The organism is Corynebacterium sp. CMW7794 (assembly GCF_001563605.1).
Lineage (GTDB): Bacteria > Actinomycetota > Actinomycetes > Mycobacteriales > Mycobacteriaceae > Corynebacterium > Corynebacterium phoceense.
In genome coordinates, this window is sequence record NZ_KQ961735.1 from 29,646 (window position 1) to 49,623 (window position 19,978).

12 protein-coding genes and 1 CRISPR repeat array are annotated in these 19,978 nt (G+C 64.5%); of the genes, 7 read left to right on the plus strand and 5 right to left on the minus strand.

Annotated features, from left to right (window positions below; all coding sequences use genetic code 11):
• On the minus strand, positions 1-4,805 hold a 4,805-nt coding region (locus tag HMPREF3227_RS06200; RefSeq protein ID WP_066511300.1), incomplete at its 3' end, for a G5 domain-containing protein.
• Between the two features lie 888 nt (positions 4,806-5,693).
• Between HMPREF3227_RS06200 and HMPREF3227_RS06205 the strand changes: the two genes are divergently transcribed.
• On the plus strand, positions 5,694-7,319 hold the full coding sequence (locus HMPREF3227_RS06205) for a bifunctional ADP-dependent NAD(P)H-hydrate dehydratase/NAD(P)H-hydrate epimerase (protein WP_066511263.1): 1,626 nt from the start codon (positions 5,694-5,696) through the stop codon (positions 7,317-7,319).
• On the opposite strand, the gene HMPREF3227_RS06210 is transcribed toward HMPREF3227_RS06205, so the two are convergent.
• The 3 genes from HMPREF3227_RS06210 to HMPREF3227_RS06220 form a co-directional block, all read right to left on the minus strand.
• Positions 7,300-8,049 carry a YwaF family protein gene (locus tag HMPREF3227_RS06210; protein WP_230384240.1) on the minus strand — a complete coding sequence of 250 codons (750 nt, stop codon included), beginning with the start codon at positions 8,047-8,049 and terminating at the stop codon, positions 7,300-7,302. The genes HMPREF3227_RS06205 and HMPREF3227_RS06210 overlap by 20 nt on opposite strands.
• A gap of 395 nt (positions 8,050-8,444) precedes the next feature.
• Positions 8,445-9,119, minus strand: coding sequence for an ABC transporter ATP-binding protein (locus HMPREF3227_RS06215; RefSeq protein ID WP_066511266.1), 675 nt, complete (start codon positions 9,117-9,119; stop codon positions 8,445-8,447).
• A gap of 1 nt (position 9,120) precedes the next feature.
• On the minus strand, positions 9,121-10,071 hold the full coding sequence (locus HMPREF3227_RS06220) for an ABC transporter permease (RefSeq protein WP_066511278.1): 951 nt from the start codon (positions 10,069-10,071) through the stop codon (positions 9,121-9,123).
• A 111-nt stretch (positions 10,072-10,182) separates the two neighbouring features.
• Here HMPREF3227_RS06220 and HMPREF3227_RS06225 point away from each other — a divergent pair, with 111 nt between their 5' ends.
• The 4 genes from HMPREF3227_RS06225 (at position 10,183) to HMPREF3227_RS13870 (ending at position 13,791) form a co-directional block, all read left to right on the plus strand.
• Positions 10,183-11,337, plus strand: a complete 1,155-nt coding sequence (locus HMPREF3227_RS06225) for a sensor histidine kinase (protein WP_231725158.1) — start codon at positions 10,183-10,185, stop codon at positions 11,335-11,337.
• A complete protein-coding gene (locus tag HMPREF3227_RS06230) occupies positions 11,334-11,933 on the plus strand; it encodes a response regulator (RefSeq protein ID WP_066492603.1) in 600 nt (199 codons plus the stop codon). Before HMPREF3227_RS06225 ends, HMPREF3227_RS06230 begins: the two co-directional genes overlap by 4 nt.
• Before the next feature lie 9 nt (positions 11,934-11,942).
• Positions 11,943-13,403 carry a hypothetical protein gene (locus tag HMPREF3227_RS06235; RefSeq protein WP_066511284.1) on the plus strand — a complete coding sequence of 487 codons (1,461 nt, stop codon included), beginning with the start codon at positions 11,943-11,945 and terminating at the stop codon, positions 13,401-13,403.
• A 256-nt stretch (positions 13,404-13,659) separates the two neighbouring features.
• On the plus strand, positions 13,660-13,791 hold the full coding sequence (locus HMPREF3227_RS13870; RefSeq protein WP_255357125.1) for a hypothetical protein: 132 nt from the start codon (positions 13,660-13,662) through the stop codon (positions 13,789-13,791).
• Here the strand turns inward: HMPREF3227_RS13870 and HMPREF3227_RS06240 are convergent, their stop codons facing one another.
• Positions 13,792-14,391 carry a VanZ family protein gene (locus HMPREF3227_RS06240; RefSeq protein WP_066511289.1) on the minus strand — a complete coding sequence of 200 codons (600 nt, stop codon included), beginning with the start codon at positions 14,389-14,391 and terminating at the stop codon, positions 13,792-13,794. It abuts the gene before it with no gap.
• A 116-nt stretch (positions 14,392-14,507) separates the two neighbouring features.
• Here HMPREF3227_RS06240 and HMPREF3227_RS06245 point away from each other — a divergent pair, with 116 nt between their 5' ends.
• Both HMPREF3227_RS06245 and HMPREF3227_RS06250 read left to right on the plus strand, forming a co-directional pair.
• Positions 14,508-15,479, plus strand: coding sequence for an MDR family oxidoreductase (locus tag HMPREF3227_RS06245; RefSeq protein ID WP_066511291.1), 972 nt, complete (start codon positions 14,508-14,510; stop codon positions 15,477-15,479).
• 115 nt (positions 15,480-15,594) lie between these two features.
• Entirely contained in the window at positions 15,595-17,253 is a 1,659-nt protein-coding gene (locus HMPREF3227_RS06250) for an FAD-binding dehydrogenase (RefSeq protein ID WP_066511292.1), read from the plus strand.
• A 68-nt stretch (positions 17,254-17,321) separates the two neighbouring features.
• Positions 17,322-19,972: a CRISPR direct-repeat array (repeat unit 28 nt; unit sequence GGCTCATCCCCGCTCACGCGGGGAGCAC).
• The last annotated feature ends 6 nt before the right edge of the window (positions 19,973-19,978 follow it).

The window sequence follows — 19,978 nt, forward strand, 5'->3', positions numbered from 1 at the left end:
CCCGGCTCACCTGGCTTGCCCGGCTTGCCCGGCTTGCCCGGCTCACCTGGCTTACCCGGCTTACCCGGCTCACCCGGCTTACCCGGCTTACCTGGCTCGCTCGGCTTCTCACTCGGGGTAGACGGCTCACTCGGCTTCTCACTCGGAGTAGACGGCTCGCTCGGCTTCTCACTCGGAGTGGACGGCTCGCTCGGCTTCTCACCCGGAGTAGACGGCTCACTCGGCTTCTCACCCGGCGTGGACGGCTCGCTTGGGTCCGTCGGCTTGTCGCAGTTGCACTTGGTGCCCACACGGATCTTACGATCCTGCTTTCCCTGCGTGATGGTCTCGGAGGTTTCCGGATCGCCGACCGGTACGCCGTTCTCCAGCTTCCAGGTCTTGGTGATCTCCTTCGAGCCCTTCTTCCCCGCTTGATCCTCGACGACCTCGCCCGCTTCGAGGTTCGGGTCGTATTCAATCAGCGTGTCGTACGGAATTTCTTCCGTGTGCGTATCCGTCAACTCAGTCTTGCTTTCGGCAGGACCGACCTCGATGATTCGTGGCGACGGCGTGCTGATCTCGGACGTGGACTCGTCCTTCTTGACCTCGCCGTTGTTAACGGTCACCGTGACGGTGTGCTCGATCTCGCCCGGGGTGCCCTCCTGGATGACCTTTTGCTCGCCCGGCTGCAAATTCGGGTTGACGCGGATCTCGGTCTCAAATGGGGTCTTCTCAGTCCACTTGACCTCGGTAGAGGCAGGGTCGACCTTGGTGCCCACGCGGATGACTGCGTTGGTCGGCTCCTTGGTGCGCTCAGTAGTCACGGACGGCTCGCCGGACGGCTTGCCATCCACGATCTTCTGGGTGGAGGTGACAACCTCGGTACCCAACTCGCCCTGCTGGTCGACGACCTGCTCGCCGGCCTTCAGGTTCGGGTCGAAGACGATCTTCGTCTCGAACGGAACCGGCTTCTCAATCTTGGTGATGACCTCAGAATCCTCGGCGCCCGGGCCGTACTCGATGATCTCGTTGACCGGGTCCTTGGTCTGCTTCTCCTCAGGGGTCACAGTTGCCTGGTCGCCCTTAGCGGTGAAGTCCGCGGTGTAGGTCTTCTCGCCAGGCTCGCCCTTCTGGACGACCTTGATCTCACCCGGCTTGAGCTCCGGGTTCGGACGGGTTTCAACTTCAAACGGCACCTGGGCAGTCCAGGTGACCTTCTTGGAGACCTCGGATGGCTTGGTGCCGACCTTGATCACCTGATCCACCGGCTCCTCGGTGATTTCCTCAGTGATCTGCGGGTCGCCCGGCTTGGAGTTGATGATGTCACGCTTGATCGTCACCTTCTTCTTGCCTGGCTTACCCTCGGTGACAGTCTCAGACGTGCCAGCCGGCATGTTCGGATCAAACTCGACCTTCACACCGAACGGGATTTCAGATTCCACGGTCTCGGTGGTCTCACCGGTGGTCTTCGTGCCAACACGGATAACCTGCTTGACCGGCTCCTTGGTGCGCTCATTGGTCACCTTAGGATCGCCGGACGGCTTGCCGTCCACAATCTTCTGCGTCGAAGTTTCGACCTCGGTTCCGAGCTGCCCTTCCTGATCGACGACCTGAGTACCCTTTTCCAGGGTGTTGTCGAAGACAATTTCAGTCTCAAACGGAATTGGCTTCTCGGTCTTGGTCACTAGTTCCGATGGCTCCACGCCGGGACCATACTCAACAATGCGAGTAACAGGTTCCTTCGTGGTCTTCTCCTCGGCTACCTCAGCCTTGTCACCCTTGGCGGTGAACTTAGCGGTGTAGGTCTTCTCGCCGTTTTCGCCCTCCTGGACGACCCTGGTTTCACCAGGTGCCAGGTCCGGGTTCTCGCGAACCTCGGTCGGGTACGGGATCGGAACCTTCCAGGTCACGTCCTTGGCGCTCTCCGCAGGCTTAGTGCCAACGACAACGACCTCGTTGACCGGCGCCTTAGTCCGCTCCCAGGTACCGTCCTTGTGCATCTTCTCGGAGCCCGGCTCGCCCTCGGTCTCGACCTTGTAGGTCCCTGCAGGGATGGTGTTGTCATATTTGTACTCGACCTTGAATGGCACCTCACGCGTCGGAACGTCGACAACGTTGACCACAGCGTATGCGGTGTCCTCAGACCCGTCCTCGTAGGTCACGGTGACCGGAATTTTGACTTGGTCACCCGGCTTCGCATCCGCCGGTGCGGTTGCAGTGATCTCACCATTGTCGTCAATGGTGGCCGTCCAACCCGCCGGGAGTGTACCCAGCTTGTAAGGGTTTTCCTTAGCGACGCTGACATTGTCCGGCTTGTCGAGGTTCAACGGCAGCTTTGCGGTTTCACCCGGGTACACGGTCTCAACCGGGTAAGACGGCTCCGCCTCCCAATTGTTGGTCAGTTTCACGACGGTGGTGACGGGCACCTTCGGGGTCGAGCCGTCCGGAGCTGTAACAGTGACGGTGACGGTGCTCTGGTCACCCGGCTTAGCGTGTGCCGGCGGGGTGGAAGTGACTACACCGGTGTTCGGGTCGACCTTGTAATTCCAGCCGTCAACCTCCTGCTCGGTGATTGGCTCGTCATTGTCGTCAACGCCGAAGGAGAACTTCGACCCCTTCGGAGCGTCCTGGACCTGGTGATCCACAGCTTTGTTCGGGCCGGTGACCTTGACGTCGTAGGTCGGAGCAATATCGCTCTTGAGCACAACGACGGTGCCCTTGACCTGCTGCGGCTTGTCGGCGTTGTCGTAGTATGCGAGCACCGGAACGTTCAAGATGTAGCCCTCGGGTGCTGTCCGCGGGATCGCAGTGGTGATCTCGCCAGTGGTCTCGTCGATCTTGACGGTCCACGTACCGCTATCGTCAGTGTAGGTGAACTCCGTCTTGCCGTCCTCGAAGGTGTAGCGCTTCGGGGCTTCATCGGTCGTGTTGCCACTCAGGCCACGCTCGGGAAGCGTCGGCGTCAGGGTGACCTTGTGTCCGGGTCTATCAGTCACCGTGTCGTAATCGGGGATCTTGATGTCCACGATCGCCTGGAACTGGACCTCAATCTCATCCGTGGTCTGGTCCGGGTAAGTAGCCTTCACCTTCGGAGTAATGATGGTGCCCGGTGCGACGGTATCGTCTGCCTTCGCGGTGACCTTGCCGGTCTCATCGACGGTGACGGTCCAGCCTTCAGGCACAGTGGACGGGTCGACCTCGAACTTGGCTGGGTGAACTGGCTTGTGGCCCTTCATGATGGACTTGGTGCCCACCTGGGCGGTCAAATCTTGGCCAATCTTGCCCTTCGTGAGGCCGGGGCGCACCAGGTCAGTGACCTGGGTGTTGTTCGGGTCGACCACGACGAGCAACTCGAGCTCATCAGTGGAACCGTTGGAGTACTCAACAATAACCTTCGGGCGCGCGAAAGTGCCCGGCTTCGGGTTTTCTGGGGCAGTGACGGTGACGTTGTAGTCCTCGTCCATCTCGACGGTCCAGCCCTCGTAGACGTACTTCTCGTCGAGCGTGACTTTGGCCTCGAAACCGCCGTCGCCCTTCTTCTTCGCTAGGTCCTTAATCAGGTCTGGGACCTGGGTGAAAGTGACCTTCTGCGGCTCGGTAGCCACTGGGCCGGTTGCGCTATCGACACCCGAGATGATCGAGGCATCCGTCTTGTCGTACTGCGGGTTGTGATACTCGGTGTCATCCAGAGAGAACGCTTTGGAGTCGATGACGTTCGCCTTGTTATAGCGAGTCAGCGAGTTAGAGCTGTCGAAGACTTGGGTATTGCCGAATTCATTGTTGTTTTCACCAGCAGCCTGGAGCTGATCCACGGTACGTGGCTTCGCCAGAACGGAGAAGTTCACGTTCTTGTCGGTCGCCTGGTCCGTACCACGGTACTCAGGCCAGGTGAAATAGATATCGCCGTTGTCATCAATACGCAACATCTGTGTGCCGCCCGAAGCAGCTACGTCAGAGGTGCCGATGAACTTGCCGTTGCCGTCGTAGGCCTCCACGACCATGCGGGACATCGAGTCGTCCGTACCACCGTTCTGCACAGCGGGAACGTTGATCTTACCGACCTTGGTTTCCTCACCAGGGACGATCACATGCTTCTCGAAAGTCTCCCACGACACCGTGATCGGGTTACATTCGATGTTCTCGCTCGGCCACGGGTTGATAACAGCACTGAATTGCGCGCTGCCTCCCTTGGTAACCTGCGGGCCGGAAGTTTGGTCTTTCGTGTAGTTGCCCTGCCAGGCGTAACGTACAGGGTTATCGGCAGTGGCCGAAGCGAACTGCTTGACCTTCTCATCGGTCAGCTCTGCTTCGAGGTTCACGTTTCGTTGCGGACCAGAAGCAGTAATCTTGATGTTCTCGTCGGCCTTATGGGTGACGTTCTCGCCGAGGAAGGTTTGACCGACTTCCATGGATAGCACCTCACCGCGATTCAGGGGCATGCGGCCAGAATTAGTAAAGCCCCAATCCGCGAACGTGCGATCCTTCGAGTTATCAAAGGAAATACTCAAACCCCACCGGGTCTTGTCAGGACTGTCCGCACCTGGCTCCGAGGTCTTCCAGGTAAAACCAGCCTGGCTGTGGTCAGGGGTGTCCGACTCTTCAACAACACACGAACCGGCTGGCAGGTCGGACGCTTTCTGGGCGTCCTTCTCAACTGCGCCGGACTTGTCCCGGATGCCGCCGCTCAGTGTGGCAGCGGTGGCCTCGGGGGCGAGGTCGCTGTGAGGGAAGAGGCTGAGCGACCCCAGCGCGAGAGTGATGACGGACAGGGCGGCAACGCCAGTGCGGGGGCGCCGTCGTGAAACCCTGTTCTGAGAGGAGTTCATTCCTCGGTCCTTCCGTAAAATTGTTATATTCCGCTACATCCGCTGCTTGGAAACGTGCGGTCGGGGCTGTCTAAGACCGAATTCGCATCCTTAGCGGGCACTCGCTTGAGGTGCAAAATCTCCTTAGAATGCCGAAAATATTATACCACTCTCAGGGTGGATAAACAATGGGAATTGTGCGCTAAAAGCCATAAAAGTTCAGCGTATGCCGTGCTCTACGACGCAAGAAGGGGGGCGGCCCCTGAGGTGCGGGCTTAGAAATCCTTTGAGGGGGTGTTAAGGGTTGGACCGTAGCGGAGCGCTACTCGCGCGGGGAATAGAATGGTTCCACACCACGTTGACGCTCTTGGCCCAGCAGAAGGGAACGCTGTCACGATCGCACTCGGCGAAGCAATTGGGAGGAACATACTTCGCAGCCTTTCCCCGACGAAAGCTAATAGGTTGTGGAAGTTCTCTTAAAGTATCGGTGGATGCGTCCATTTCACTCGCATAGCTAGCCGCCGACGTCGCAACCCGTGTGAACTGTAGAAGCTCGGTGAAATTTGCGCGGCCGCAAGCTGTACGTTTGGATACTCCATCGCCTTTGAATGCCCCCAAAAGTACGGGACGTTGTCAACAATCGGGCGCATACGCTGCCCCTTCGCCATTGTTATGGAATCGAAATCATCTCGCGTATACAGCTCGTCCCTCTACCTTTAAGCTGTTGGAAGACAGGCGCGCACCATCTCAGTCGACGCGCCGGAGCGCATGGAAGTCGAGAGCCATGCAGCCCGCGCGTCGGCCGAGATGGGTGCGTCTTTTTGTATGCCTTCCGCTATGACGGTCAAAAGGCATACTTGATGAATTTTTGAGCTGCCAGCTGGGAAAATCCGGGCTATTCTGGGGCACATGGAGTCGTACTACTCAGTCCCCACTGTCCGTGCGGCCGAAAAGGCATTGCTCGCCGCCACCGCGCCCGAGCAACTCATGCGCCTGGCCGCGCATGCTGTCGCCCGCGCAGCCGTCCAGATGGTGAGCCCCGGCGCGCCCATCCTCATCGTCGCCGGCCCCGGCGGCAACGGCGGGGACGGCCTGTACGCGGGCGCGTTCCTGCTGGGCGCTGGGTATTCCGTCGACGCGGTGCTCGCAGCCAATGCCGCGCACGCCCCGGCGCTCGAGGCCTTCAAGCTGGCAGGCGGCTCCGTGCGGGAGGAGCCGGACTTTGAGTCGGTCGCCTCGTACGCACTCATCATCGACGCCGTCGCAGGATTGGGCGCCGGCCGCACCATCAGCGCCGCGCACGATGACCTCTTCCGCCAGGCCAAGCACATCCTGTCTGTCGACGTTCCCAGCGGCATCAACGCCGAGACCGGTGTCGCGGCAAGCCCGTGCGTGCATGCCGATGCCACCATTACCTTCGGTGGTCTTCGCCCCGCTCATGCGCTCGCGCCCGAGTGCGGCGAGATCGTCATTGCCGATCTCACGCCGCGCGGCGCCCCGTATAGCTTCAGCGAGGAGCTCCTCCACCGCAGTTGGGAACTCACCACGCGCATCGCATCAGGCATACTCGCCGCCGAGCAGTCCCTGCCACCGCGTTTCACGTGGAACGAGGCCCTAGAAAACGCCCCCACCGATACCGCGGCGGGCCACATTGATACAGAAGAAGGCACGCTGCGCTTGCGGCCTGCCGCGTCCTTCCACGACATCCACGACCCGACTCCGGGGCCAGCGGATGACAAGTACTCCGGCGGGGTCGTCGCCCTGTGCGCCGGCTCCAAGTCCTATGCGGGTGCGGGAATCCTCTGCGCAAGCGGTGCACTGCGGGCCACGCCATCCATGGTGCGCATCATCGGCCGCCGCGACGTCGTCCACGCCCACCCCGAGGTTGTCTACCACGAGGATGTCGCCTCCGCGGGCCGCGCTCAAGCTTGGGTTGTGGGCCCTGGCCGTGGCCTAAAATGCGCGGCGGAGATCCTCCAGGTGCTCATGAAGGGCCAGCCCACGGTCCTCGACGCGGACGCGCTCACCGTCCTGGCCGACAATAAGGCCGTGCGGAAGGCCGTGCGCAATCACCCGCTCGTCGTGCTTACGCCGCATGCCGGTGAGTTCGAACGCATCTACTCCGCCGTCTTCGGCTCCTACGAGCCCTCGCGCGGCCGCGCCGTCCTGGCGCAGCAACTTGCCGAGGAACTCAGTTGCTTTGTGTTGCTCAAGGGACGCAAGACCATCCTCGCGGGCTACCCGCGCATGCTGCTCGCCGTCGACGCAGGTAATTCCTACGCGGCGACCCCGGGCAGCGGCGACGTGCTCGCGGGCATCATCGGCGCCTGGCTCGCGCACGCCAATCTCGAACACATGCGTCCCGAGGACCGCGCACTCGCAGTGATCGATGCCCTCGGCGAGGCAGTCGCCATCCATGCTCACGCCGCAGCCATTGCGGCGGCGACACCGGAAGGATTGGCGCCGACGACGGCATCGGAAATCGCGCGGTCCATCCCCACCGCCATCGCACGTCTTACCGCCACGCGGCGGTGAGTGCGGCCCACGCCGCGGCGACGCCCACGATTTCCGCACCGATGTAGCCGGGCCAGGGCCCTAGCAGATTGATGACGGACGGACTGCCCGGCGCGTGGTTGAGGAATCCATAGTTGCCACGGGTCAGCGCGTTCGTGGTCATAGCCGTGGCCATCCACGCAGGCGTGACGGCAACAGCGAAGCGGTAATCGCGCCACGTGGGGCGATAGCCCAGTCCGAAACTCAGCGCGAGCGGCGTGGCAAGCGCCGTGATATGGAAGAACCAATACGTCGCAAAGCGCAGGGCCCGCGGTTCGTAGTAGTAGATGACGTCGGGTGTGAGGATAGCCTGCGGATTGAGCAGGAGGCCCCAGTAGTACGTGAGCGCGAGCGCTTTATCGTTTCCTGTAATAAGTCCTAGTGCGAGCACGGGACGCAGGACGTCGCACAAATGGAGCGGCAAGGACTCGCGAATATCGAATTGCTTGGGGTCAAGGGACGCCACCGTCCACGCCGCGCCGAGGGCCAGGTGCGTCCAGCCCCACGCCTGCCTGGCTCTCTTCTCATGGCGTGTCCCTCGAAGTCGGCGCGCACCGCTGATGAACCCAGTACACGTGGCGGCCGTCGTGCCCAGCATGGCCCAGTGCGCGCGGCCGAACTGTGGCATGCGCTCATACGTGGTCGCGGTGGGGCGATCGATAAGCCCCTCGACGAGGCGAGTTGTGAGACGGCGAAAGCGGGGTCGAGACATAACGGGATATGAGGGTACCGAACGAGCGAGAAATTTCTAGCCAACGAAGCCTTAGCTTGTGGGATTTCACGGCATTTTTCTCGGCCACAAATGCTTTGGCCGCGGTCACGAAAGTACGTGTGCCACCTCCACGGCGGGACCACGTAGTCTGCTGTTCCCTGAGCGATGGCCGATAAAGGCCGTTCATGATCTTCACCGCCTCGCCGCGTTGCGCCATGGCTGACAGTTGGCGACTCGTCCCCTTCAACGGTTCACGCATTGGTTCCCCATTTCCCCCGAGATGTGCTTTCACCGTAACTGCACCCGCGTAGGCCGGCAACCGGAAGGATTTTCTAGCCGATTAAGCCGTCATTGTGGCCCCAAATCTTGTGCTTCGTCGGCTAAAAATGCAGGACCTACGCTGCCCGAGAAAGCAGTCCTACGTGGCCGTCGCGAACCTCCCAGTGTGCGTCGGCCGCGGCCGCGACGGAAAGGTCGTGGGTGACGACCACGGTCGCGGTGTCCCACTCGGCGGTGGCGCGGCGGAGCAACTCCACGATGTCCTCCGTGAGTTTCGAATCCAGCGCGGAGGTCGGCTCATCGCAGAGCAGGACGGCCGGATCCGCCATGAGCGCACGCGCGATGTTGACGCGCTGACGCTGGCCGCCGGAAAGACGCTCCATGCGGCGGTGGCCCAGGTCAGCGAGGCCGACGAAGGAGAGGAGCTCGTCCGCGCGGTCCTTGCGGGGGCGCACGCCGCGGAGATGGTCGACGATGAGGAGCTGCTCGCGCGCGGTGAGCGAGCCCAGGAGATTGGGCTGTTGGAAGACCATGCCAATGTTCTCGCGGCGGACGCGAGCGCGGGTCTCGTCGTCGAGACCAGCGAGTTCGTGCCCGGCGACCTGGATAGAGCCGGAGGTCGGGGCGATAAGCCCGGCGGCGACGTTGAGCAGCGTGGACTTGCCGGAGCCCGACTCGCCGGTAATCGCGGCGAGCTGACCGGGGTTTACGGTGAGCGAGGCGGAATCGAGGGCGGTAAGGGTGTGGTCGCCGTCGGGGAAGATGACGGAGACATCGTTAAGCGAAAGCATGTTAGGCCTTTCCTCCTAGTGCGATGAGTGGATCGGTGTGGGCGACACGGCGGGTCGCGATGAAGGCGCCGGCGATGCCGAGCAGCCAGACGCCGGCGGGAGGGACAGCGAGGGTGCGCCAGCCCAGGTCGAAAGGCAACGCGCCGGCGGCCAGGGTGCCGAGGCCGATGCCGAGCAGGCCGCCCACGAGGACGCCGCCAGCAAGCAACATCGCGGCTTGGCCGAGGGAGTCGCGGAGTACGTAACGGGAGCTGGCGCCGAGGGCGCGGAGGACGGCGAGGTCGCGCGTGCGCTGGATGGTCCACACGCTCAAAAAGGCGATGGTGACCAGGGCGGAGATGGCGTAGAGGAAGCCTTGCATGGTGAGCAGCGAGCCGTTCTCCGAGGAGTAGGACGGCAGGCCGGAGTAAGCGTCGCGGATGGACACGCCCTCGGCGCCGTCGGTGGACAGCCCGACGGTGCCGTCAGCATCCGTGTGGGCGGCAGCCTGCCACAATTCGGTGGGCGCCCAAACCACGGGCTGGTGGGAGTAGTCGAGCTCGTCCACGACGCCGGCAACAGTGGTGGCCACGCCGCCGAGCGTCACGGTATCGCCCGCGGCAAGGCCGAGGGATTCAGGGACCAGAAGGCCGTCGGAGGGGATCGAACCGACAGGCGAGGAGAAGTCCGCAGGCAGACCAAAAACGGCGACACCGGTGGAGTCGAGCTTGGTCTGCGCCACGCCGAGGGCGGGCAGTGGGCCGGAGTACGTGGACTCCATGAAGGAGGGTTCCTCGGTGGAGAACACGAGGTGAGCCGGGTCGAGGGAGTCGAGGGCGGAGGTATTTTCTTTGGACAGGCCGCCGGTTAAGCCGGTGAGCATGATGAGCAGCAGCGTAATGAGGGCCACGGTGCCACCCATCAGCGTCACGCGGCCACGGGCGGCGCATAATTCACGAAGTGCAAGGAACATACTTTTATCCTCCTGCGCAGCGGCAACGGATACATCGGGAGCGGCGTTGATTTCGGAATCAACCGGTCGGTTGATTCCGCGTCCGCCGCGGGCACGCTAGCGTTGAGGGACGTGAGATCTATCAACTTGAGCACAGTGCTGGGCAGCTTGCGCGTGGGGCTGCACACCATGTTCGCGCTGCTGCTCGCCTTCGGCGTCGTGCGCGCTGCCGGGGACGGTGACCTGGATGCGCGGGTCTGCGGCCTCGCCATCGCGCTGGGACTCGTCTACGTATGGGGCACCGTCAAGCGCCCACCCACCCGGCGCGCCGCATACTGGTGGCTCGCGCTCATCACGATCCTGTGGATTGGGCTCATGGTCCACGCCCGGGACTTCATGTGGCTCGAGTTTCCGCTGCTCTTCTTGTTCCTCCACGAACTGCCACGCGCGCCGGGGATCGTCTCCACAGTCTGTCTCTGGGCCGGCGCGGCGCTCATCCCGGCGTGGCGCTACCCAGACCAGTGGACCATCGCGGCGGCGGTGGGTCCGGCCATCGGCACCGTCTTCGCCATCGCGTTTTACTACGCGTACGTGGCGCTGCGCGACGAGGCGCTGCGCTACCGCGCGCTCGCGGAGGAGCTGCGAGCGACCCAGGAGGAGCTCGCACGCAGCGAAAACCTCGCCGGACGGCTCGCAGAACGCGCCCGGCTTTCGCGTGAAATCCACGACACGGTGGCCCAAGGTCTGGGCTCCATCGTGCTCATGGCCCGCGCCGGGAAGAACGCGGCGGATCCTTCGGGGCACCTCAAAACCATCGCGACGGTCGCCCAGGACTCGCTCCAGGAGACGCGGAAGCTGGTGCAGGACTTGGCTGCGCCGCCGCAACTCACCACGGCGCTCGAGGCCCTCGTCGAGGCACAGAACGAGCGGGCGCGCACGCTCGAGGAAGACACCCACTTCGAGCTCGTCGAAACCGGTGACACCACCAGAGAGCTGCCGGACAAGGTGAGCGCCTGTCTCGAGCGCGCCGCCCGGGAGGGGCTGAGCAACGTCGCCAAGCACGCCCACGCCCGGCGCGCGGTGGTCACCCTCGGAGTCTTCGAAGATGCGGCGACGCTCGACGTCGTCGATGACGGTCGTGGCTTCGCCACGACGAACAACAAGGGATTTGGGTTACCAGGACTGCGCGCCCGCGTCGCCGAACTAGGCGGCCGCCTAGAAATTAGCCCTGGCCCAGGCACCGGGACCGCCCTCACCGTACGACTACCGCTCAAGGAGAACCAATGACCATCCGCGTCATGCTCATCGATGACCACCCGGTGGTCCGCGCGGGCCTGCGCGCCATCGTGGATTCCTTCGAGGACCTCGAGGTCGTCGCGGAGGGCACGGACGGCACCGCGGACGTCGACGCCAACGCCGTCGACGTCGTCGTCTGCGATATCCAAATGCCCAACGCGGACGGCATCGAGCTCACCAAGAAGGTCGCGGGAGACGTCCCCGTCCTCATCCTCACCACGTATGACACGGAGGGCGACGTCATCGCCGCCGTGGAGGCCGGGGCCCTAGGCTACCTGCTCAAGGACGCACCGGAGGACAAGCTGCACGACGCCATCGTGGCGACAGCCAAGGGCCAACGCACGCTCGCGCCGGAGGTGGCGGGGCTGCTGGCGGCGCGCATCGGAAAGCCGCGCGAGGCCCTGAGCCGAAGGGAGCGGGAGATTCTGGAAGGCCTGACCACGGGCGCGAGCAACCGCGAGCTCGCGCAGCAATTCTTCGTCTCCGAGGCGACGATTAAGACGCACCTCATCCACATTTATGACAAGTTGGGGGTGGATAATCGCACGGCCGCCGTAACGGTGGCGAGGCAGCGCCGCCTGCTTTAGGCTCGCATTATGGATCAGGACCTGTACCCCGCGCAGTGCGTGCTCATCTCGCTCGATTCGCAGTACCTTGAAGTCTCCCGCCTCGTGGGCGTGGACCCAGACGTGACGGTGGGCGAGCTCGCGCTCATCGCGCATGCCGCGCTGGGCCTAGAGCCTTCCCCTCCGGGGCATGTCCACGTGGGCGAACGTCTCATTGAGATCCTCGACGTCCTCGATGAGCCCGCGTTCCACACGCTCATGAACCGCAGCACTGGCGTGGACTACCACCCCTCCGTCGGCGATTGGGATATCCACCTCATGTTCCTCTCGGAGACCCGCCTGCAGCAAGCCACGCCCGCGCTCATCGACGCCACGGGCCCGGATCTTGTCACCGCCGTGGGCGACGGCAACCGCATGCGCTCCATGCTCGAGGACGTCCGCCAGCTGCTCGCGGGCATTCCCATCCCGCAGACGCAGTGGGAAGCCATCCAGTCCATCTTCCCCAATTACTCGCTCGACCAGCTGCGCCAGCGGCTCACGGAGTGCTTCCACCCCACCATCGCGGATCGTCTCCGGGAGCTCAGCTCGGTTGAAGACGTCATGCCCGAGGGCTTCGACTTTGACACTCCCTTTACCCCGCGCATGCCCGCGCGGCTCGAGGATCCCATCGGCCTGCGCGAGTTTCTCCTCGACTCCTTCCCCGAGCTCCAGCTCGACTTTCCTCTGCCCCAGCTTTCCGATGCCGCCGCGCGCACCCTCGGTACCCGCCTTACCGGCATCCTGCGCACGCTCACCTCGGAGCTGCGCCTCACCTCCACCGGCGCGTTCCGTCCCGCGCTGGTCAAGCGGTTGATCGAAGAGCTCGACGTTGCGGCCTTCTGGCCCGGCGCGGCTACCGCCTCCCGCGAATCCTCCGTGCCGCCCATTGGAATTCTCCACGACTTCCTCGTGTTCATGGACTACATCGAGGAGACCTCCTCACGCATGAACCTCGCGGAGAAGACCAACCGGCTGTTGAGCGACCCGGGTCTGGTGGGCGAGGACTACTTCACCATGCTCCCCTTCTGCGATGACGACAGTGACTTAGTGAGCACCGCTCTCCTGTTCTGCCTGCTCATCCGCGGCGAGCCGCTGCCGCTGAGCGGCGTGCCCACCAAGGTCGGCCCCGAGGGCCCCGATAACGTGCACCGCACCATTCGTCTCTATCAGATGCTCGGCATCCTCGCCCCGGACGATCCGCTCCGGCTCACCGAGGCCGGCCGCGGCATGGTGGGCTGGCAGCTGCACAACCTGCGCGGCATCATCGAATACAAGGGCCTGCTCAACGAGGAAGCCGGCATCACGCACCTGCTCGACACGCGCCCTACCCCTCTCACCGAGCCCACTCATCACGACCTCGACATGGATACGCTGCACGATTTCTTCACTCTCGACGAAGAGAACTACGGCTTGCCCGACGACTTCGACGACGATCAAACTCGCCCCTTTTAGCTCCCCGAAAGGTCTCCCCCGGCCTCTCCTTCTCCATCTTTTCCCCCTCGGCACCGCTCCAGCTCGCTCAACCCCGCGTCCTCATCATCCTGGTCCGCGCCGTGGTCGCCGTAACCGGCCTCGTGGCCTCCTACTTCCTCAGCGCGGACTCCCCAGAAAACACTTCAGGGCCCGCGCCTGAAACCACCGCAGAAACCGCCGAAGCGGCGCCCAAACCCCACCCAGAATTCGGAATTGTGTACGGGATTCCAGAGTTTTGGTGGGGTTTGGGCGCGACGTTGAGGGGCTAGGCTTCAACGAGCTCGCGGACGTCTCGCCCGTACGAATCGAGGGCACGCCGTGGCAGGCCTTCGAGCCCGCATTGCGCAGCCTCGAGGTCATCACGTAACTATCCGATTATTCCGGTCACCAGCCCACAGACCACGATGACGAGCAGCGCCGCAGCGAGGAAGCCCAGGCGCCACAGCAGCTTGGTTTGGCGCTCGTGGTCAAGGCGCAGCATCGCGCACGCGCCCATTGCCGCGCCCGCGGTATTGAAGAGCACGTCGTCCACATCGCTGTAGCCCAGCGCAAAGATATACTGCGTCACCTCGATGCCCACCGAGAGCCCCGCCGCGATAACCACGGCGCGCAGCCACAGGCTCAGGCGGCTCGCGCGACCGCGCACCGCCGTCGCCGCGAGCGCCACGAGCACGAGCCCCACCGGAATAAACAGCGCGATATTGCCAAAGGTATTGGTGTACTTGCCGTACCAAATGGTGGTCCCAGCGACCCACTCGTGGAAGAGGTCGAGATTCACCGACCGCACCCGGTGGGCCGAGGCGTTGATAATGCCGGGGATCTCGATGAAGGGCTTGCCCACCGTCGCCATTGCGGTCACAGCGAGCACGAGCAGACTTACCGGGCGCGCGTCGCGGCGCACCGTGAGGTGGTCGCTCACGGAACGGTGTCGCACGGGGGCCGGGCTCTTCGTCGCTGTCACTGTCATAAAGGACAACCTAAACCTCCCGCCTGTCAGCTCTCCGGGGTACGAGCTGAATGTCACCTGCCCATCCCTGCCAATTCCCCACGAGCCGCACGCCACAGACGCGTAGGCTTGTGCCCATGAGCACTCTCAAAGTCACCCGCACCGATTCCGGAGTTTCCCACGAGTTCCTTGACAGGCCCCTGCTCGGCGAGGGCGACATGCTCGTGGATGTCGCCTATTCCTCCCTCAACTACAAGGACGCCATGGCTCTCGACGGCAATAAGGGCGTGATGCGCGTCGACCCGCTTGTGCCGGGCATCGACGTCATCGGCACCGTGGCCGAGTCCTCTGACGCGCGACTGCCGGAAGGTACCCTCGTCGCCGCCTTCGGCGATGGCCTGGGCGAGTTCCGCCACGGCGGCTACACCACCCAGCAGAAGGTCAAGGCCGCGGCCACCGTCCCGGTCCCCTCGCGCTTCTCGGCTTCCGATGCCGCCGCTATCGGCACCGCCGGTTACACCGCCGCCCTCTGCGTCAACGCCCTGCTCCGTCACGGGCTCACCGAGGGCCACGTCCTCGTCACCGGTGCGACCGGCGGCGTGGGCTCCATCGCGGTGCAGCTGCTCAAGTCGCTCGGCTTCGAGGTCACCGCACTCACCGGCCGCGTCGACGCAGAATCCGAGTACCTGCACACGCTGGGCGCTGACCACATCCTCGACCGCGCAGAAATTTCCGTGCCCGGCCGCCCGCTGCAGAAAGCCCGCTTTGACGGTGCCGTCGATACCGCCGGTTCCGCCGTGCTCGCCAACGTTCTGGCCCAGATCACCTGGGGCGGCGTCGTCGCCGCGACCGGTATGGCCGCAGGCCCCGACCTGCCCGCCTCCGTCCTGCCTTTCATTCTCCGCGACGTCACGCTCGCCGGCGTGAACTCCGTCGACGCGCCGCTGCCCCGCCGCGAGGAGGCCTGGAAGCTGCTCGACGAACACCTAGACCTCGAGCTGCTGCGCTCCATCACGACGACCGTCGCGCTCGCCGATGTCGCGGAAACCGCCAAGGAGATCCTCGCGGGCAACCACCACGGCCGCACGGTGGTTACCATCGCCGAGTAACCGCGACCTGGGGATTGTTAGAATAGACCCCTCTATTCTGACAAAGATCCGCCGGGGTGGCGGATCCGTGGTCGAATAGCCGCGCGGATTCGGACGTGCGTGCTAGCTTTGTGCCATGAGTCACAAGCAAGAATCTGCCATCATCGTCGGCGCGGGGCTGGCGGGTCTCGTCGCGGCCTATGAGGCCATCAAAGGCGGCAAGCACGTCATCATCCTGGAACAGGAAAACCGCGCCAACCTGGGCGGTCAGGCGTTCTGGTCGCTGGGCGGGCTCTTCTATGTGGACTCCCCGGAGCAGAAGCTCATGCGTGTCCACGACTCGGAAGAGCTTGCCTGGCGCGACTGGCAGAATTCCGCGGACTACGACGACGCGGAGCACGATACGTGGCCACGCGCGTGGGGCCGCGAGTACGTGCGCTTCGCCGCGAATGAGAAGCGCGACTACTTGAAGGCACTGGGACTTAACGTGCTGCCCACCATCGGCTGGGCGGAGCGCGGCTCCGGCGATGCGTCGGGACACGGCAACTCGGCCCCGCGTTTTCACCTCACGTGGGGCACTGGCCCGGAGGTCGTGCGCGTCTTCCGCGAGCCACTCCTCGAGGCCGAAAAGCAGGGCCGCGTACGTTTCTGCTTCCGCCACCGCGTGGACGAGCTCATCGTGGAAAACGGTCGCGTCACCGGCGTGCGTGGCAGCGTGCTCGCGCCCTCGGACGCGGATCGTGGCGTCGCCTCCTCGCGCGAGGTGGTCGACACCTTTGAAGTCCGCGGGATCGCCACCGTGGTGGCGACTGGGGGCATCGGCGGCAACTTGGCCAAGGTCCGCGAAATGTGGCCGGAGGATCGCTGGGGACCGTGTCCGGAAGACATGGTCACCGGCGTGCCGGCGCACGTGGATGGCCGGGGCATCGACATCGCGGCTGCGGCCGGCGCCCACCTGGTCAACACGGACCGCATGTGGCACTACCCGGAAGGCATGACCAACTGGGATCCCATCTGGCCCGGCCACGGCATCCGCATTGTCCCGGGACCGTCCAGCCTGTGGCTCGACGCGGAGGGCAAGCGCCTGCCCACCAACCTATTCCCTGGCTCCGACAACCTGGCCGCGCTCGCGCATATCGGCCGCACCGGCCACGGCTATTCCTGGTTCGTGCTCAACCAGGCCATCGCGGATAAAGAGTTCATCTTCTCCGGCTCGGAGCAAAACCCGGATCTCACGGACAAGGAATTCAGGAAGCTCGCCGGCAAGCTTGCCCCGGGCACGCACGTGGCGGTCAAGGCGTTCATGGATCATGGCATCGACTGGGTCGTCGCTGACAGCTTGGACAAGCTCGTCGACGGCATGAACGAGGTCGCCGGCGACGAACGCATTGAACTCGACGCACTGCGCACCCTCATCGAGGACCGCGACTCGCAGCTGGACAACCCGTTTAGCAAAGACGCGCAGGTCAACTACATCCGCATCGCGCGCGCATTCTTGGGCGATAAGATTGTGCGCACCGCCCCACCGCACCGGCTGCTCGACGAATCCAAGGGCCCGCTCATCGCCGTGCGCCTGAAAATCCTCACCCGTAAGACGCTGGGCGGCATCGAAACCGACCTTTCCGGCCGCTGCCTCCACTCCGACGGCACCGTGCTCGAGGGGCTCTACGCCTGCGGCGAGGCCGCCGGCTTCGGCGGTGGTGGCATGCATGGCAAGAACGCGCTGGAAGGCACGTTCCTGGGCGGCTGCATCCACTCCGGCAAGCGCGTGGGCGAGGCGTTGGCGGCGTTGTAGACCGAGCACCATTATCGCCGCGCATGTGGGAAGTTCCCAAGGTTTCTTTTCATAAGGCGGTTGGCAAGGGGCTCATCCCCGCTCACGCGGGGAGCACATGCCACAAATTCCACGGCCCCGTAATCCTCACGGCTCATCCCCGCTCACGCGGGGAGCACTGCGTATCTTCGGCGAGCGCGACCGGTGCGGGGGGCTCATCCCCGCTCACGCGGGGAGCACTGCTCTTTCTGGGGTCATGTTAGGCATTGGTGGGGCTCATCCCCGCTCACGCGGGGAGCACCAAGTTCTCGACACTATCAACCCCGGCCGATGGGGCTCATCCCCGCTCACGCGGGGAGCACGGTCACAACTTCGTGCGGTACTTCCCTGGCCACGGCTCATCCCCGCTCACGCGGGGAGCACCGCGCGCCCTTTTAGCGTGCAAGCCGGGGGTAAGGCTCATCCCCGCTCACGCGGGGAGCACACGTGAACGTTAGCGCGGGTGATCCCCGTGACGGGCTCATCCCCGCTCACGCGGGGAGCACGGGTTCACGGCCGGCGGGCGGGTTGACCTGCGGGGCTCATCCCCGCTCACGCGGGGAGCACGTATGGCGACGACGGCGCGGGCGGCGCGGCGGGGCTCATCCCCGCTCACGCGGGGAGCACCACGCGCATAACGCGAGGGTGTGCCCTGCTCGGGGCTCATCCCCGCTCACGCGGGGAGCACTCGCCATAGTCACCAACCCTGCCCAGCCAATCAGGCTCATCCCCGCTCACGCGGGGAGCACTAGTCTTTAGGTTTAAAAGCGGGGCGTCTTTAGGGCTCATCCCCGCTCACGCGGGGAGCACCTCAGACCCCAGCTTTAGCTTATGACTAGGGGGGGCTCATCCCCGCTCACGCGGGGAGCACCAAAAAACTGTCAATCAGGCTGGCGCTATGGGCGGCTCATCCCCGCTCACGCGGGGAGCACTTAATCCACGTGCCAATGCTTGCATTATTGGCCGGCTCATCCCCGCTCACGCGGGGAGCACGCACCGCACGCCGCTGCGACGGTGCGGGCGGTGGGCTCATCCCCGCTCACGCGGGGAGCACGGTGAGGTTGCGTCCCTGCGAGTCCTTGCCGAGGGCTCATCCCCGCTCACGCGGGGAGCACCCTAGCGACTAATCACACTCCGCCCAATGTGCGGGCTCATCCCCGCTCACGCGGGGAGCACGGCCGTTCCTGCCTTCAGCTCGTCGTAAAAGCGGGCTCATCCCCGCTCACGCGGGGAGCACGCTACTGTGTCTGTGGCTGAAGCGCAGGCGGCGGGCTCATCCCCGCTCACGCGGGGAGCACTCACGCTTTCCGCGGATCGTCCGTCGGATTGTGGGCTCATCCCCGCTCACGCGGGGAGCACCGCCTGTGCGATGGCACGTACCGCGACCGCACGGGCTCATCCCCGCTCACGCGGGGAGCACGTAGTCGCCCGCGTCACGCCCGCCGGTGAGCTGGGCTCATCCCCGCTCACGCGGGGAGCACGCGTGCATAACGTCAGGGCTAAGCTCCGTAACGGGCTCATCCCCGCTCACGCGGGGAGCACTTGATGTCTACGATGCGGCCTGCTACGTGGGCGGGCTCATCCCCGCTCACGCGGGGAGCACCCGTAGTCGATAACACAAATTCCGCTGTTCGGGGGCTCATCCCCGCTCACGCGGGGAGCACATCCGCGCAGGACTGCCGCTGGGCGGTCTACGGGGCTCATCCCCGCTCACGCGGGGAGCACGCTTCGCGATAGCAATATCTTCGAATAGGTCAGGGCTCATCCCCGCTCAAGCGGGGAGCACGACGAGGTCGAGCCGGTAACGGCAGACAACCCGGGCTCATCCCCGCTCACGCGGGGAGCACTCCTCGAGCGCGTCGTGGATAGCGTCGGTGTCGGGCTCATCCCCGCTCACGCGGGGAGCACCCCGGCGCGGCGAACTTGTGTACATCCTCCAGGGGCTCATCCCCGCTCACGCGGGGAGCACGTGCTTAGCCATTTACTTCTTCTCCTTGACTAGGGCTCATCCCCGCTCACGCGGGGAGCACCCACGCTGGGGCACGACCCACTGGGGCACCGACGGCTCATCCCCGCTCACGCGGGGAGCACCGTGACACTCATTAGCGCACCTCCTCCGGGAACGGCTCATCCCCGCTCACGCGGGGAGCACTGTTGCAGGTCGGGGCGCTAGGGGCTAACAATGGGCTCATCCCCGCTCACGCGGGGAGCACACCGACGAGCAGCGCACGACGCTCGCCCGCGAGGGCTCATCCCCGCTCACGCGGGGAGCACGAGACGAACCATGTTTGCGGCCCCAGGCCAAAGGGCTCATCCCCGCTCACGCGGGGAGCACGCACCGCACGCCGCTGCGACGGTGCGGGCGGTGGGCTCATCCCCGCTCACGCGGGGAGCACTTATCGCGGCAGCGGCGGCATATCCGCATACCGGGCTCATCCCCGCTCACGCGGGGAGCACCCGATAGCCGTAAGCGCCCGGGTGAGGTGAGACGGCTCATCCCCGCTCACGCGGGGAGCACATCCGCGCAGGACTGCCGCTGGGCGGTCTACGGGGCTCATCCCCGCTCACGCGGGGAGCACTAGAACATCGGCCGCGCGACGCACGCGGCGGCCGGCTCATCCCCGCTCACGCGGGGAGCACTCCCCGGCGGGGGTTTCGCCGTTTTCCAGCCAGGGCTCATCCCCGCTCACGCGGGGAGCACTGAACT